Genomic DNA, 17,010 nt, shown 5'->3' on the forward strand with positions numbered 1-17,010 from the left:
CGAAGGATTGGGAAAAATCCATCGCCAGCGCGGCAGCTTGGGTCACAATCGCACACATCCGCCGCGTCACGCGGATGCTCGCAAGACAATGAATTCACTCGAAAAGTTTTGAATCAGACTCTAAGGCGCAGACTTGGAAGCTCCCCTTCGCAAGGTCAATCGCCAGCATGCTGATATTTGTCGTCATCGGTGTGCCCTCCGTTCGGTTCCAATGGAACCATCATGGCATATGAGATGCCGTTGGTGGGGACATCCACCGCATCAGTTCATTGGCACCGAGGATCACCATACCGGTTACGAATCCAATCGAGCGCCTGAACGGCGAGATCAAGCTGCGCACCGATGTCGTCGGGGTTCGTCGGGAAAACAGCGCCCCACGCTGTTTTCTGTTCCTCCTTACTTCCCAACGAGGCATCCATACGCCGTCTCGTCGGCGCCATCCTGATGGCACAGACCGAGGAATGGACCGTCCAGCGCGGCAGGTATATGACGCTGGAAACGCTCGCTCCTGTCTGAGATGATGTCGTGGTCAGCCTGCCTGCAGCGCAGCGCGACTGACAAGCTCGGCCCGCCGGTCAGCGCGAGGCCCGTCGTGAGCTACACCATCAGTAGGGACATCATCATCGTTTTCCGGCGCGTTGGCGTGGATACTGACGGACGAAGACCCGTTACCGAAGTCCTGAGCCTAATCGTCATCCGGAAATTCATGCAAGAGGCGAAGCGGGCGTGGTGCGGTTTGGTGTCGACATGGCCTTCGGAACAACTTGAGGGCGGCGGTGTCAGGACTACCCGGACGGGTCAGATCAGGTCCATGGTCGTTCGCGCCAATTGGAACCCCCAGTCCGATGGCCCGACGTACAGCTCGGCCTCGCACTGGAGGTGACGATAGTCCGCCGCGTATGTGAAGATCACGTCCATCGCCGCGCCGCCGAACGTCTGGGCAAAGGAATGCGCCATGGCATGAGCCATGACCCGGGCGGCCAGATCCCGTTTTGCCTGCGCGGCGTCGTCGTCGAGACGCCGGGTGATGATGCGATGGCCCTTTTCCGAAAGCGTAAGAACTCTGGCTCCCCAGATGATGTCGCAGTCACTCTTTTGGGCCCAATGAAGGTGCAGCCTCTGGAGGCTGTGGTCGATTTTGATATCCAACGTGGCTGGTGATGGATTTGGGAGCGTTGCGAGACCCTGTCTGAGCCGCGCGATCGTGGGATTTTCGAGCCTTAAAGGTTGGTCGGTTTGCGTCGTTTCGAATTCAGCCATGATTTTGCGCAGCCCTGCCAGACGCGCGAGATTGAGCGATCTGGCGAGGTCAGTGTTCTGATCAAGGCTGCCGGGGCACCAGTCCAGCGTCGGAATGACCGAATTCCGCGTTTTTATGTGCGGCGGTAGAACCGGCACCGACGACTCGAGGCTGTCGGCAATGAACGTCAAGACTTCGGCTTGCAGTTTCGCCGCCTCGTTCGTGTCCCAGATCCACGCCGCACCCGTTTCGATCTGGAAAGCCAGCGCGAGGGGCTCGAAACGGAGTTTGCCTATTTCATTCCCGTCGCTCTGTGACACGTGAACCGTCCGAGGTCTGAGGTTCTGGATCCAAGCGAACGGGACAAGACGCGACCAGGTCTCGCGGTCCTCGCCCGATGGCGGTCGTGTGCGGACCGGCGTGTTGGGCGGCAAGGACAGGGTTTGCTCTGGATTGGGGAAGTCTGCGAGCGTGATCATGGCTGGCCCATCAACAATTGCCGCTTTTGCCGTTCGGTCAGGTCTCCGGTTACCGTATAGCCGGTCTGGGCCTGCCATGCGCTGATGGCGGCACGGGTTCTCGGGCCAGTGATCCCGTCGATTTTGGCCCCGTAGTGACCAAGATCGGCCAGAGCTTTCTGGACGGTCTTCAACTCGTCCTGCGCCAGCTGAAGGGCGGTCGTGTTGTCCAGACCCGCCAACACATTCGTGGGCGGCGTGGGCGTCGGGGCAGCAGGGGACGACGGGGCGAGAACCGCAGGCGCAGCCACCGGCGGCCGGCTCTTCGGACGGAGCGGGTCGGTCACGGTCTGCGGGTGGTGGGGCACCGCGCGGTTTGCGTCGAGGAACGGCCCGAGGAGCGGCGGCAGAGACGTAGACTGCCCGGCGGTTTTGCTGATCGCACGATCTACGTCGATCCGGAAAAGCGCGCGCGCGCCTGCAAGGATGACCTCCCGGCCCGCGGTCGACGCGATCATGCCTCTGGACGGCAATGCGGAACCGGAGGGCGCGGTCAGTCCATGCCCGTCCTGATCCCGGATCTGCACGGTGTCGCCGGTGGCCGTGATCAGCAGCTGTGGCGCGATGGATGCGGGCTCGGACGCGCGAAAGCGGCCGCGATTGCGGATATCGACGGGGATGGTCGAGACAAGGGTGTCGTCCAACGCGTCGCAGGGAACAAGGAATTGCACGCGGTCCTCGCCCATTTGTACGGTGGCCTGAACCGCATTCCCCGTCACGGCATCGACACGCAGGATATCGCCTCCATCAGCCAGACGCCCCGGCAGGTCCGCAAGGGCGGCACAGGAAGGATCGCTGGCTTCGCCAACCGCAACCGGCCCCGCCTTGGTCAACAGAACCGGGTTGCCCTGACCGTCGCGAGCAAGGAAACCCGGTTCGGCACTGGCATGGATGTCTTCCGGCCCGGATGGCCCTGATACGAGGACGCCGGTGCGGGTCGGTGCGTACAGGCGACCATCTTCGGCATGTCGCATCGGAGCAGCCAGCACGAACAGATCGTCAAAGCGCCCTTCGGACAGGTGGCGGTTCATTGGAATGCCGTTCCGCGACAGCCCGTTTGCTTCGGCACCGGTTCGGCTGACATACCAGCTCCAGACGCGATCCGCGCCGCGCCAGTCCCGGCAGCGGGATTGGCGAGAGATCGCTCCGCCGCTGGTCATGGCAATTGTCTGAGTGCCTTCGGCACAGAGGACTGGCGCGCCGTCGATGAAATCATGCCGCAGCGCGGTTGCCTGCCTTGGGTTCGCCTCGGGGGCGGCGCGGATTGCGCTGTCCACGTCCAGCGCGTCGGCCGAGTGCCGCCACCAGCCATCCGCCTGCGTCACGAGCTCGATCATGCCGTTAAATGGCGCGGCCAACCCGGCGTAGTCATCCACCGACATACGGCCTCCGGACAGGACCACGTCTTCGTCCTTGAAGGTGATCGCCAACTTTGCGGCGGTCGGCCCGGCGGCCTGCCTTTCCCATTGCCAGATCGGCGTATCAATGAGGACCCGGTCGTCGTTCACATGCGCAGTCGTGGCTTTGAAGGCTCCGGCGTCAGTCATCGCGATTGGGTTGCCCTTGTATGCCTTTCCGTCCTCGCAGAACAGCGTGACCGGCTTGCCCGGCTCTTCCGGGACGGACTGGATGGTGCCGTCATGCGCTTCGACGAGGCGGGCATGGCAGGCCGCGAAGCCGTCCCGATCAACCAGTGTGCGCAGGATTATCGCATCCGGATCGAGCCTGCGCACCCCAGTGTCCCACGAAAAGACGCCCGCCGGGGTGTAGATCTGCAAACCTTCCTCACGGTTGCCGATGGCCATGGCGTCATCAATGGCAAAGCGCCCGTTGCGTGCGCGGACCTCACGCCAGAGATCGTCCTGCCATCGATAATCAAGCTGGAGCCGCCTTTGGTGAAGCGTCATGCGCAGGCGTTTGGCTTCCCACGGAACGGCTCCGGCCGTACGCGCGGCGACGGCCTCGGCCTCAGGCTCTGGTTCCCAGGTCCCGCCGTTCCAGCGCCAAGCCCGGTCACCCCCGACGTACAGCCCCGAAGCCAAGGTATCGCCGCGCCCAAGCTGTGCGGTGTCCGACTGGCAATGAAGCCCTGTTGCCCCAGTGACCGGTGTCAGCTGGGTGGGGATGCCGTTTGTCACGAGGGACACGATGTCGTGGCCGGACCACAACTCGGCTTGGGTCCCAAAGCAGCTGATCCGGGCGCGGATCTGGTCATGCGGGAAGGAACCGGCGCTGATCTTGGGGACCGCGATCAAACGGCTACCGGACGCGTCCAGATAGGTGCCGTCGACCGCGCCGTCGGTCTTCCACCAGTGCCACAGAGAGGACTGCATCAGGGCACGGCGTTCGAGCGACAGGGGGGCGTCGGCACATGGCACCGGGTCCGCCGTGCCAGAGGCGAGCTCGAAACACGTCGCGCCAGCTTCGGCGATCAACCGATCGGGGTTGCTGTCGGGCCTGCCAACCCGGCTGAATGGCAAAGGAGAGCCAGACGCATCGGTCCCGCTGTACAGCCCATCATTACGGAAGGCTCCGGGGCCGGACTGGAGCCTGCGCAAACCGAAATCCGTCGCCAGCAGCAGAACGTCTCCTTCGGCGGACATGCCTCTGACGGTATCGAAGGGCATCTGTCTGCCGCGCCGCCACGAAAAGGTCTTGTATCGCTCCCGCCCGTCCCTGTCCCTTGCTTTCGCCTCGAACAGCCCGTCCGCTCCGGCAAACGACACCCGCAATTCGCCGGTTTCGACGGCTGTCCGGTTCTCCCACGGGGTCTCGTCCGCGGCAGGCGCGCGCCACAGGCGGGCGGCTCTGTCCCACACCACGCGACCGCCATCCGTTTCCGCCCAAATCACGGACCGGCCCGGGGAAACCCCGAGAGAGTCGAGCCGTGTCGTTCCGGGATCGGCGGCGACCGGCGGCGCGCCGTCGATCAGCGAGGCAAGTGTCGGAAGACCCGCGTGGGTTCCCGCACCGGTGATCACCACCGGCCCGGCTTCGTTCGCGGCAAGTGCCACCAGCCGGTCGGCGTCGAAGGCCAGACCTCGCCGGGCCGTCTTCCAGGCGTCCTCGGGCGTCTCGGGGGCGATCGAGGTCACACCGGTCCTGCGAAGCCAGAGCCTGCCGTTTTCCGTCACCAGCGTTTCGGTGAACCGCGGCGGATCGGAAGCTTGCCAGCCGACGCCGCTCAGGCTCTGCCAGCCAGAGGGCGTCGCGGCCATGACGACGGGTCCGTCCAGATCGACGGCGCTTGTGCCATCGGGAACGTACTGCCCGTCCTCGAACACAAGAGCGGGCACCAGACCCAGCGGCCCCAGGGTTGCGACACGGGCTTCCACCACCGTGACATCCTCGCGGATATCGTGAACGAAGCCCCGCGCGGCGAAATCCGGCATCGGACGACCGGACACTTGATAGGTTGCCTCCAGCCCGCCGCCGCGAAGGGTCTCTTTCAGGCCCAGCGCTCCGTGGGAGAGACCGAGGACATTCGTGTCGGAGGACCGCTGCCCGGTGACGGCATCCATCCCGCCCTCGGCAAACAGGAAACGACGGTGGGCCAACCCCACAGCATCGGGCAATGGGGCGATACTGACCGGTTGCAAGCCCGCGCCTTGCACGAAATGCCAAAGCCCGTGCGCGTTGATCAGGGCAATACGGTCCCGGCCTACCAAGGCCGTCCGACCCGGAGCATCTGGCAGGAAGGACCCCTTCGCGATCGCCTGTCCGGGGGACATGGCGTGGTCCTGACCAAACAAGACCTGCGAACGCTCTCTGTCCCACGACACCCAGGGGGTTTCATACGGCGGGATCGGGAGAGGACGGCCTCCGCTGATGGTTTGGCCGGGTTTTTCATTGCCGGTTCTGACAAAAAACGCGTCGTCCGGGTCGAGGTCGAGCGAGGGCGGGGCCAGCCAGAATTGCCCGTCTATGCGGGTGACGAGCCGCGTGAGGTCTTCGAGTGTGGCTTGATCGGTTGTGGACACTCTCAGACGGTCGGACCAAGGGTCTGCTTTCGACGTCTTGCCGCTGGCGGGATCGACCTCATAAATCGCCTTGGTCGTCAAAATCCGCGTGGTCTGGCCATTGGATGCATCGGCAAGCAAGACCTCGTCGCGTGCCAGCGCAAGATCGGTTTGCAGATAATGCCTGCATTCCGGCGCTTTCCACGTTTTGCCAAGCCCCCAGCGTTTGGCCAATGTCAGCGCCATGTCTAACGGCGCGCAGGGCGCGTCCCATTCCGCGGTGATTTGCCCATTGGCCGCCTGCGACCAGAGCACCGAAACAGTCGATCTGCCCTGCCGTTCGAATTTTCCGGGGGCGATCTTGACCGGATCCGGGACAAAGGCTTCGGTCACGGGGGCAGATGGTGTCCCATTGATCGTGACGACCCGCCCGTCGGGCGCCAATCCCCATATCCCTCCGTCGGTGGCCATGGTTGCCGCGTGCAGGTCGGCCCCGCTCTTTTTCGGAACCTGCAACGTGGTGTCGCCGACCTCAAGCAGCAGAAGTCCGTCCGGCGTGGTGACGCCCATGTGGGTGCTGCTGCGTACAATGTCAAAAGCCGACGCGGCAATCTGCTGCCAGACGCCCTTCGTTTCGCGAAACAGCCCACGCCCCGGCGCTTCCCAGAAATACGTTTGTCTGGCGAAGGAGAACAGTCGGCTCTTGTCGGTGATCTCTGCATCGAAGGCCATGTCCGATTGCCGGTTCTCGCCGTCGATCCGGACGAGGCGGTCGGGCAAAAGCAGGAACCGGTCGCTTTGACCGATGCCTGCGGCTGCGCGCATCGCATCGGGTTCGACGCGAAACGGAGGCCGTGTCCTAGGGTCACAGGTTTGCGTGGCATCAAGGCCCGGCTCGATCCTGCATTCGTAAAGCACCAGAGCTTCGTCGATGCGCCACAAGCGATCAGACGCGAGGTGCCAGCTTTTGTCCTTGGCGGGACTGTAGCTCCATGACACGCTTTCGAGAGGAGCCTGCTTTTGCCTCTGGGCAAGCGTCCTGTCGATGACGTGAATGCGGGTCGGTTGCGCGCGCGGTCCTTCGATCAGGACCAGATCATTTGCCTTGCGGACGAAACCGAGGGTTCGGACTTCTTGCGGTTCGGGCAAAGCAATCCGGGCGATGGGGTCGCGCCCGGTGGGAGAGAAGAGTTCGAGATCTCGGCGGCCCAGAAACGCGTTGAATGCCGGAGCCATGGCCATGTCCACGAGGGCTTTTGGGTCCTGCTGCGGCCTTGGCAAGACCGGCAAATCCAATCGGCGCAAGGGGATCGCGTCACCGTCCAGAAAGCCGCCATAGCCAATGCCCTTGTCATCCCAGACGGTTACGCCCAGGGTGTCCGCTGCATCTAACGTGAGGTCGATCTCGGCAACATGGGATGGCCGGCCCTTGAAAGCGGTCGTGCGCCAGAGGCGATTGCGGAGATCATAGTGCCAGACCGCGTCGGGGGCGAGCATTGTAAATCCGTTGTCCCGACTGTACGCCCGCCGGAGGTCGGTGCTTTGCGGCGCTGCATTCGGGGGAAGCTTAAGCGTAGCCTCGACCCCGTCCCACCGGCGCAGACGCCCGCCAGTATCGAGCAAGAAAACCTGCCCGCCGGTCCGGTCCAGCTTGATCTTGGCGGCCTTCAGCGTCACGCCCCAATCCAGATCCTGAGGGGAGGCGTCACAGCTTTGAGGGGTCGGAATGGCCGCGAGCGGGATCGCTTGCATCAGGTCGTCGTCGATCAACACCAGATTGCCGTGCAGGATCGCCAGCTGGGCAGTGTCAGAAACCCCGCGTTCCGTAAGCGTCAACCAACGGCGGAACCGGGGATTGTAGATCGCCAGGCCGTTGGTCGTGGCAACGAACACCCGCTGATCCGGCAAGAGCAGCGCATCGACCAGTGTTCCTCCCGGAGCTTCTCTTCCGCGGAAGCGACACTCGACCTTGCCTTCGCGCGACACGGCATAACGGCGCCCGTCCTCTTCGGCCATGTAGACCAATCCGTTGCCGGTCATTCCGGCAGAGAGGACACGCTCGCCCTTTCCCGAAAAAAGGGTGTCTCCCAGCATCAGGCGGTCGTTGGAAAGCCACACCGGACCGTTGCTGCCAGCACCCAGAATGCGGACGGACCCGCGCCCACTGGCAAAGGTCGGCCCCATGCGCCTGTCTTGCGGCAGGTAGGTCATGACCTTGCCGTTCCCGCCGAAATACACGCGATCGCCAAGGGCATAGGCGTCTTCGATTGTGTCGCTGGACAAATCGGCGCCCGCGACGCTTCCGGTGACCGGTTGCCACCCCTGGTCATCCTTCACCGCCGTAACGATCCCATCCGGAGACAAGGCGATGACCGCCCCTCCGCCCAAGGCGAGATCGGCGATCCCTTCATCCGGGCCTGCGTACAGATCTGACCAGCCGCGCGCGCGTGGATCGTATCGGGCTATGTTACGACCGTCCGAAAAGGTCAACACGCCGCCCTCGCTTGCGGCCGTACTGGGTATGAACCCGCTCGGAGCCTCCTGACCGGTCAGGGCGACAGGAGCACGTCCACCACCGCTTTCAAGCCGCCACGGCCTTCCACGCCGATCTGTAATCCACAGGTTTGGACCATCGGCAGACACATCGCCGATGCCCGGACCGGGCGATGTGCGTTCTTCGAAAGTCAAGGTGCGGGTCGGCCATTCGCCTTGCATGCCGCCTTCGAAAATCCGCCCGGTCGCAAAATCGATCAGCCAAAGGGTGCGGTCCGAAGCCCGTAGTTCAAGCCGGGAACGGGACACGTTCGGTGGCAGGTCCAAAGCGATGGTCTGGAAACGCCGCTGAGCAGGGTCATGCAGGATCACCTCGTCGTTTCGCAAACCGATGAGCGTGTCTTTCCAGAAAGTGGCTGCGGTTATGCCATCCAGACCCGGAAGAGCCGAATCCGAAGGAAACAGGGGCTCGGACCCCGATGAGGCCAGATCCACCACGGTCCCTTTTGCCAGCAAGCCAAACACTGTCGCGCCGGATCCGGGAAGGATCTGACGGACCTTGGCGGGAGCCTCCTTGCGCCAGATGACCGAACCGCCCTGAACCTTTCCGACTTCGGATCCTGCGGAATACAGGATTGTGCTCCCGTTTGCCCCGGCATGAAACGTGTCCACGGCCGCGTCCACAAGCATTGACCAGTGACGCTGCTTCGGATCGTAGACGTGGATACCCGCTTTCCCGAGTACCACGAATTTGCCGTTCTGCAAAGCGGCGTGATCCACCGTCGTGTTGGACAGGTCGGGGCTGACGCTGTCCTCTCCGACGAGCGTCTCGACAGAGCCGGGCGCGCGCGCGGATTGGATCGTCAGGCACGACGCACCGCGGTCGCAGGGTTTGGACGTCAGGATGAGCACCTTGCCCAGTGTATCGACCTCCAGGTCCAAGACGTCGCCTTCGACGCCTGCAACCGAACGACGGGTGACCGGATGCCCGGGGTCGATCACCTCCAGACCACCGCTGCCGCCGATCCAGAATAGATCGGCCGCGAAAACCAGATGCTCGGGGCGCGTGACAGCCCCGGTCTGCGCGACCGAAGACCACGTGCCGTCGGTCTGATCGAACAGACCGACGGCGTCGTCTTCGGTCATGGCCAGAACCCAGCGCCCGTCGTCGGACACGGCCCAGACCGAGATTGCGTCCTGCTCGACGGGCGTGCCATCCTGGCGTTCCCACCGGCTGTCGGACAGGACAACATCCCACCGGCCACCGCGTCGCCGCGCCAAACCGCCCTGATCGGTGACAGCGAAAAGCGTCGAAGGCGTCTGGCAGTCCGAGACATTAGAACAGTCAGCCGACAGGAAAGACAGTCCGCCCGAGAGACCGCCTGATCGGGGGAGGGTTTCTTCGGTGAACAAACCGGTCTCCATGTCGTAGGTCTGAATCGCGCCGTCCACCCGACCAACCACGGCGGTCTGTCCACTCCGGACCATGTCGACGATGGGCGCATCCGGTGTGCGATAGTCCGCGAGCTTCCTTGGGTCGTCGATCTCGGTCAGGACCGGAGGATCGAAATAGCCGCGCGTGTCGACAATGCGAGCAAGCACCCAACCGCCTGTACCAAAGGCCAGAATGGCCGCCACAAGGAAGAGCCCCAGACCGGGGTCCATGCGTTCGCGCACGCGGCTGATCCGAAGCCTTGCCCTGGCCTGCGCGGTGCGCGCCGCCTGCGCGTGGTCTTTCAAAGAGCGTGACCCAGGACCGGTGCTCATACGGCGTCTCCCGTGTAAAAGTCGCCATGGGCAAATCCTTCGCCGCGGTCCCGTTCCGAGCGCAAGCCGTCGAATGCTTCCTGAAACAAAGCTGCCGGGGCCGAGACATTGGCCGCAGCCTCTGCCGAAGCCGCCCAGAACGCGAAGGCGCAAAGATCTTCCGCTTCGGCCAAAGCGGCCACGGTCTCGGCCCTGCCGCAAAGGCGTTCGCGCGCCCAATCGTCGAAGAATGCCAGGAACGCGCCGTTACCAGTGGCAATCGTCGCACGCGCGGTCAAAACGACACGGCCCGCCAGCTCTATCACGTCACCGGTTTCACCGGCGGTCCTCAAGTCCGCCGCCCAACGCAAGGTGTCACGGATGCCCGGCAAGTCGGGCCTGGTCTGGGTGAACCGCCGAAAAGGCTCCACGCGGTCCGGGGCAATCTTTTCTATCCGGTCGGCCAGACGCTCGGCGTGGTCCATCCTGTGTTGCGGATCGAAAGCTGTCAGCCCGAGGGTGTCGATCACGGCAACAAGATCGCGCGGCCGCGACATACCGAGCCGTAGGCGCAGCTCTGTCAGGTGGCACAGGCGGGCGTAGAGCGTCGGGTCAGCCCCCGGCTTGAGGTCGCGCGCCAGAGCGAAAAGCGCGTCCTGACGCAGGTCGCCGATCAGAGTTTCGGCCAGCCCCATGCGAAGGCCGGTCCAGCCGAGAATATCGTGCCACGCCACGATCACGCCAGGTGCCCGAAAGACCAAAAGACGCAGAAGCGCAAGTTGCCCGGTCCGCACCGGGCTTTCCCAACCGACGAATTCCACAATGGCCAAGGCTGCAATGCAGGTCAGGGCCGTGGCCCAGATCAGGGCATCCGGAAACAGGGCTGTCCAGAGAGCCCCCTTCACCGGCAACCACACGGTATCGTGCAGGATGTACAGCAGCCGGGCCGGTCCGTCGGGATTGAACCAGTCAGTCTGGATTCCCTTCATGATCAGATAAAGAACCCCAAGGACAGAGCCAAGCGCCAGATACCGGGCGATCCAATTGCGTCGCCGCGTGTGGCGGACGTATCCGGCGCGAAGCAAGGTGGACCTGCCCATCGAGCCGGGTCTGTGCTGACCGCTGCTCATGGCGTGCTTCCGGGTATTTGGGTGCCGAACGTCGATGAGGCGGACTTGGCCAAACCTTGTATGAAGCGTCGAATTGGATCTTGATATTCCCACATGAGCCGGCTCAGAGCCGCGAAGAACAGCAGTATGACCAGGCTGAGCACGACGGGTTTGAACCGCCGCCAAAGGTATATCCGACGCAGGTGCCGTCGATGCTGCCGGTGCTTGTTCAAGATCGGTTGCAGGCGCAGCGCGACTTCGCCCCTCACGAGTTGAGCGGCGGCGATCACTTGCGCATAGGGCAGGCGGCTGCTCAGCGTCTCACGCAAATCCCGCACGCGGTAGGGCCGCCTGTACGGTATCGGGGGAAGCGGATCCGCCAGTTCTGCCTGCAACTCCTGAAGCGATGCGTCGAACAGTTCGGGCAGGGGGATGATGTCCGTGTTTGCCATCCTCAAAGCGACCTGAGCTTTTGTTCAAGCGTCTCTATCTTTTCGAGCTCGGCGCGGACTTTCTCTTCGGCCTGTGCCATCGCCTGATCCCCGAGTTCCAGTTCCGCAATCAGCGAGGCGACCATCGCGAACCGTTCGTCCATGAAATCCGGAGCGAGATTCGTCAGAGCCTCCCCGTCCTCATTGGCCGCTGTGGCCATGTCGCGGACGGTTGCGATCCGTGTATCCATTTCCGCAATGCGCGTCTTGACCTCGGTCAGATATCGCCGCCCCAGTCTGAGACGCTGCGTCGCGGTCTGGATCTCGGAGACGATATGCGCCAGGACCTCGTCGATCTGGGCCTGGACGGTCGACTGCGCATCGGTCCACGCCGCGCGCAGATCATCGCTGCGCGCCTGCGCCTCGGCGCGAAGAACCTCGGCGGTCTGGCCTTCATAGAGGTCCTCGGCGAGCCGGGACAATGTCTTGCGATCGGCAATGCGCGGCGAGCGCACGACCATGTAGTCGTTGATCCAACGCAGGGTCAGATGTACGGGCTGGAACCAACGCGCATCGAGAAGTTCGATCTCCATGTCTGCGCCGCTCTGTCCGGGCGGCGAAAAAAGAAATACCGGTTGTGCGCCGTCCGCGTCGAGAACCGCCGACGCATCCGCAAACAGGTTCCCCAGCAATAGGCGCAAAGTCTCGTCGAGCGTGCCTCCAAAGCTGTCGATGGCCGGTATGAGCCGCTGATGGACCGGCGTGAAAACCCACGTCTGGGTCTTTCCGGCGCGTCCCAATGCCTGCGCCGCGTGCGGATCGAGCCAATAACGGATCGGGTGATTGTCCGTCTGACCTCTCCAGAAGTGTTCCCTGAGCAGGCCTTCGAGGACCAGAATGGCAGGATCGTAAAGCAGGAAATGTGCGGGCTCGGCGCGTCCTGCGGCGTGACCGGCCGCGTAGCGCAGATCGGAATTGTGCAGGATATCGGTCGGCAGTTTCCGCAACGCATCGACAAGCGCCGGAAGCTGCGCGTCGGTGAACCGCAACAGACGCATCTGCGGCGCGGCGAGAGCGCGGAGCAAGGCGATCTGCGCTTCCCGTTCTGCGATTTCCTCACGCAGCCCTTCGATGTCCGGCTCGCCCCGCATGGCATCGGGTATGGTTTCGAGCGAGACCCGATAGCCCAACGGGAAATGCGCCGAGGTGATGTGCGCTTGCAGATCGCGTTGCGCCTGCTCGGACGGGATGGGCCGCAAAGGGGTGACCGACAGCAGGGTTTCGGACGACGTCTGCCGTGCGATCTCCTCGACCGGCGTTGCCGCCGGTTTTTCCGGAATTGCCGCGAAGCGATAGTCGCGATCACCCTGCGCCACGATGATCAGATCATGATCGTCGGGCAAAAGGCCCAGCGTTCGCATGGCGGCGAGAAGGGCGCCGACATTGGGCCGGGCCTCGCCGGGGATGGATCGGCGCCCGTCGATCCAGACTGTCCCGGAGGAGGTCTGGATCGGGGCCAGCAAATCGAAATCGCTCGGCTGTCCTGCACGTAGCCCCTCCAGTGTCGCGCCATCGTCAGGGTCGTCCGACAGGTGGACCGCGGCGAACACCGTTTCGTTCTCAAGATCGAAAACCGACAGGGACGGGCTGCGGGATCGGCGCATTGCCTGACTGACGGGATGCGCCAGATCCGGGATGTGTCCAAGGAAAACGGCCAGATGGTCCTCATACCGCAAGGCGATGTCGGGATTGGCCGGGACACCCGCTGCCACGATGCCAAGGATCATGGCTCCGGGCAGGTCGATCGTGGTGCTCATGTCCATCGGCTGCGCGGCCTGACGTGATGGGTCGTGGCTGGTGCGGTAGAAACCGGCAAGGGTCTCGCGCAAGCCCGTTACCGTTTCGCGCGGCATCATGGGCTTGCTGTTCCAATGGGGCAGAAACGGGCGCACGGAAAGGTCGTCCTCGGCGACGAAGCGCAACCCGCCGCGTTGGAAATCCGCCGCAAGAGGCGCCAGCTTGCCCATCCATTCGGTCAGGTCCTCGGCCGTCACCCACGGCAGCGGGAAGCCCTGGGAAAACCCGTATTTCGCTCTATCGGGCATTGATCGCCTCCAGAACGGCAGAGATGATTTCCGCCGACATCGCACCGACGAGACGGCCGACCGCTTCGCCCGCAGGTAGATCGTCGTCGATCGCAAGATCGACCGAACCGCTGGGGATCAAGGAGCCTGCCAAAGAAAAAACCGCTCCGCGGGACATGGCGCCTTCGGGCGGGATGAAGCCAATTATATCGAAATCCCCTTCCAACGTTGTGCGGAGCGCCGCGCTCAGATTGGATCGAACGGAGGCGGCGTCGCCGCGGGCTTGATCCGCGAGCGGACCCGACGACGGAAACGTGACCAGGGCGATGCGGCGCGCATAGTCCATCGGCCTCGGGGCCTGCGTGGCGTGCAGGGAGGAGCGGGGCTCGCGATGTCCGGTCATGGCGATCTGACGAAGGGCGGCCTTGGCCATGCCACTCCAGACGATAGCCGCCGGTTCCTCGGCATCGGGCACATCGCCCTGAACGAAGGACAGCGTATCGACGAGTCCGGGCATCAGGTCGGATCGGAAAAGGCGCATGCGGCGGACGGCGCCCTCCATCAGGAGAGGATCGAGACCAGAGGGAAAGTCCTGCGTTTCCACCCGTAGAACGGCAGCCGAATGGCCGGCTTTCCCGATTTCGGACCAAACCAGATCGCTTTTCTCGAGGCCGATCTGGGCCAGAAGGATTTGCAGGCGTAGCGCTGCATCGGCCCATGCGGCCTTGATGATCGCTGCGGCGTCGCGGTCCCTGGCCTCGCGTCGGTCGGCCAGCGTGATCATCAGCACATCGCGGCGGGGTTGCCGATAGGGCGGACGGTGACGCACCAGCAACCCTTCGTGTAAGATGCGGTCGGCCAGCATTGGCGGCGGGAGAACCAGTTCCGACATCAAGGCGTCGTTCAGATCTTCGAGACTGGTCGAGCTCCGGAGGCCGGTCACGCCGCCTTCCTTGGGACGCGCGCCGGACCGTTTGCGCTGCGACTTGTTGCGCACCCGTTTCAAACGCCGTGACAGACGAGCCGCTTCCGGCAGGATCGGTTCGTTTTCGAAAAGGAGACGGACGAGAAGCGGTTCGGGTTCGAAATGGGTTGGTCCGGTCCGGCGCGCCTGTACAGTGTGCAAGGCGGATCCATAGAGCCTGAGCGCGGCCTCGGCCCAGAAACCCTGACCCATGCCGTCCATATCCAGCAACAATGCGTCAAGCTGCGCCCGGTAGCTGGTCTGCCAGTTGCCCGTTGGGGACGCACCCAAAGGGGTCTGACCGGGCAGGGCGACCGCTCCACAGCGTTGCATGGCCTTGCGCAGAAGCGGTTCGGCGACCGTGGTCATGAAGCTCGGCACTGATGCTTGCCAGAACCGGGTTGCTCCCAGGGTCCGGGCCTGTCCCACGGCTTCGCCCGCCAATCGAAAACCCGCGCCCCAAAGCCGAACCTCGGCAGGCGCGTCGGCGCCTTCCAGTTCTGCCAGTGCCTCGGCCATGTCGAGCGTCAGCGCGACATGGCGTTCGGCAAATGCCGCAATAAGGGCGTGCGGACGACCGCCTGAATTGACCAGAGGCGTATTTCGGCCGTCTTCGATCCAAAGCGTCACCGCCATGCCAGATTACTCCAGATGAGCGCGCAGCTTTGCGACGGCGCTGTCATCTTGTTGATCCAGCCCGAAATCCAGAATGATGCCAAGATCGGCGGGTTCGATGCGCGCGGACGTACCGCTCCGCGTTGCCCGCAGCAGGCATTTCGCCAAAAGGGCATTGCTGAATTTCACCATGCGGCGGTTCGACATCTGCGACAATTCCTTGCGGCGCAGCTCGGAAGTCAGGTCAGTGAAACGGTTGAAGATCGGATCGGCGGGGTTGATGCTGAGCGCGTTCGCCTTGGTCATTGCGTCGACATCGGCGCGGAAGCCGTCGACCTTTTCCAAGAGGCCCGCAAAGTCTGTCCCGCCTTCGACGGGCGTCGCATGGGTTTCGCCCCACGCGGATCGGACCAGCGCCGAGATTTCCTCGGGGGTCGCGGGGACGTGATCCAGACGGCAGCGCAGCAGGAACCGGTCATAGAACGCCTGAAGCCCGTCTTCGCGCGGCGTGTGGTTGGACGCCCCGAACAACAGCCGCATCGGGACGGCGTGAAGCTTGCCCCGGTCATGGAATTTGCGTTCGTTCATGAACGTCAGAAGGGCGTTCAGGATGGCGCTGGAGGCATTGAAGACCTCATCCAGAAAGACGACCTGAGCCCGTTGCATCATGCCGGAAGTGTCCCGCTCGAACTGCTTTTCCTCGCCAAAGAGCTTCGCCAAATCGTAATAGCCAAACAGCTCGGATGGTTCGGTGAACTGCGTCAGGAGGTATTCGAAATACGCTTCTTTCTTGTCCAGTACCGTTTTTTTCGGGTCGGAGCGCGTGTGCAGGGCTTCAGCGGGGACGAGACCGAGCACGTTGCAGAACGCCCGGATCAGACGCGATTTTGCCGTCCCCGGCGGGCCAAGCAGGACCATGGGCTCGCCGGTGAGGGTGGCCAGAATCATGCACTCGATGCTCTTGTCCATGCGATAGAACCGGGCGGAGAGCGTGTCTTCCAGTCGGTTCATGAGCGTTAGGGTCTCGTGGTGTTTTTCGCGGAGCGCGTTCAAGCCGTCTGTATTGAACATTTTTCTGGATCATCCACTTGAATTACGCTTCCGACTGCAACGAAAGGAAAGCCTCGGCGAAGGCCGGGCATTCGTTTCGCCAATCCGCACGGACTATGTCGGATATGCTTTGTTCGGAATCGAGCGGATTCGCAAGGAATTGCTTGATCGTATCGCCCTGTAGGAGCGGCCCTAAGGAAAATCTGCTATCGGCAATTGCCTTTCGCAATAGCCAGATATCCCAGAACCCGGCCCAGGACGGCTCGGATGCGGCGTTCCGGGCCGTCTCGGCCAGCCGGTCCCAGCCGATGGATGGCAGGTCTTTCGGCCGCTCAAAGCCAAGCGCAAGCACGAAGATCGTCTGCCAGGCCACCTTGACGGACAGCATATCGTCAAAGTCGATCAGTACCCGATCACGCAGCGCCTCGAAAATGCCCCGCCGAACAATGCGGTGATAGTCGGCAGAGTGGAAAGCCGAAAAAGCAAGCGGGTGTAACAGGCTACCCATCGCGGAACTGCCGGCCTCCGCGGGTTTCCGGCGCACCGTCCGATGCCAGAAACGGCGCAAACCGTCCCGCGCGACATCGCGGCGTCGTGGTGCGATGGGCGTCGCCAGGAGCGACCGATTGAAAGGGTCGGAAGGGTGATGGGCGTGAAACGGAAATGCCTCGTTCAGGACGCCTTCGCCATGCCGCACGACCAACCCGGGTCGGTTGTCGTACATCACAGCCGATCGAAGGGGCATCAGGTCAACCGGGTTTGCGGTCTCGGGGATCCGAAAAAGACTGGCAAGCGCCCGTG

General features: G+C 63.3%; 8 protein-coding genes and 2 pseudogenes. 2 read left to right on the forward strand and 8 right to left on the reverse strand.

Going from position 1 to position 17,010, the window contains the following annotated elements; translation table 11 throughout:
• Positions 1–92, forward strand: a pseudogene (locus tag AAFO90_RS18645) (IS5/IS1182 family transposase); the annotation flags it as partial.
• A 204-nt stretch (positions 93–296) separates the two neighbouring features.
• A pseudogene (locus AAFO90_RS18650) lies at positions 297–516 on the forward strand (transposase); the annotation flags it as partial.
• Between the two features lie 282 nt (positions 517–798).
• On the opposite strand, the gene AAFO90_RS18655 reads toward AAFO90_RS18650, so the two are convergent.
• From AAFO90_RS18655 to AAFO90_RS18690, 8 genes are read right to left on the reverse strand one after another with little or no spacing between them, the layout of a single operon-like run.
• Entirely contained in the window at positions 799–1,719 is a 921-nt protein-coding gene (locus AAFO90_RS18655) for a hypothetical protein (RefSeq protein WP_347510341.1), read from the reverse strand.
• Positions 1,716–9,977, reverse strand: coding sequence for a peptidoglycan-binding domain-containing protein (locus AAFO90_RS18660; protein ID WP_347510342.1), 8,262 nt, complete (start codon positions 9,975–9,977; stop codon positions 1,716–1,718). The genes AAFO90_RS18655 and AAFO90_RS18660 overlap by 4 nt, the downstream gene beginning before the upstream one ends.
• Positions 9,974–11,086, reverse strand: a complete 1,113-nt coding sequence (locus AAFO90_RS18665; RefSeq protein ID WP_347510343.1) for a hypothetical protein — start codon at positions 11,084–11,086, stop codon at positions 9,974–9,976. The genes AAFO90_RS18660 and AAFO90_RS18665 overlap by 4 nt, the downstream gene beginning before the upstream one ends.
• Positions 11,083–11,517 carry a hypothetical protein gene (locus AAFO90_RS18670; protein WP_347510344.1) on the reverse strand — a complete coding sequence of 145 codons (435 nt, stop codon included), beginning with the start codon at positions 11,515–11,517 and terminating at the stop codon, positions 11,083–11,085. Before AAFO90_RS18670 ends, AAFO90_RS18665 begins: the two co-directional genes overlap by 4 nt.
• Positions 11,518–11,519: 2 nt before the next feature.
• The gene (locus AAFO90_RS18675; protein WP_347510345.1) at positions 11,520–13,601 is read right to left on the reverse strand and encodes a hypothetical protein; all 2,082 of its coding nucleotides are present in this window, start codon (positions 13,599–13,601) and stop codon (positions 11,520–11,522) included.
• Entirely contained in the window at positions 13,591–15,180 is a 1,590-nt protein-coding gene (locus tag AAFO90_RS18680; RefSeq protein WP_347510346.1) for a hypothetical protein, read from the reverse strand. The genes AAFO90_RS18675 and AAFO90_RS18680 overlap by 11 nt, the downstream gene beginning before the upstream one ends.
• Before the next feature lie 6 nt (positions 15,181–15,186).
• A complete protein-coding gene (locus AAFO90_RS18685; protein ID WP_347510347.1) occupies positions 15,187–16,230 on the reverse strand; it encodes an AAA family ATPase in 1,044 nt (347 codons plus the stop codon).
• Between the two features lie 22 nt (positions 16,231–16,252).
• On the reverse strand, positions 16,253–16,936 hold the full coding sequence (locus AAFO90_RS18690) for a hypothetical protein (RefSeq protein ID WP_347510348.1): 684 nt from the start codon (positions 16,934–16,936) through the stop codon (positions 16,253–16,255).
• Positions 16,937–17,010: the final 74 nt, after the last annotated feature.

Origin of the sequence: Phaeobacter sp. CAU 1743, assembly GCF_039839315.1 — a bacterium.
GTDB classification, from domain to species: domain Bacteria; phylum Pseudomonadota; class Alphaproteobacteria; order Rhodobacterales; family Rhodobacteraceae; genus Phycobacter; species Phycobacter gallaeciensis_A.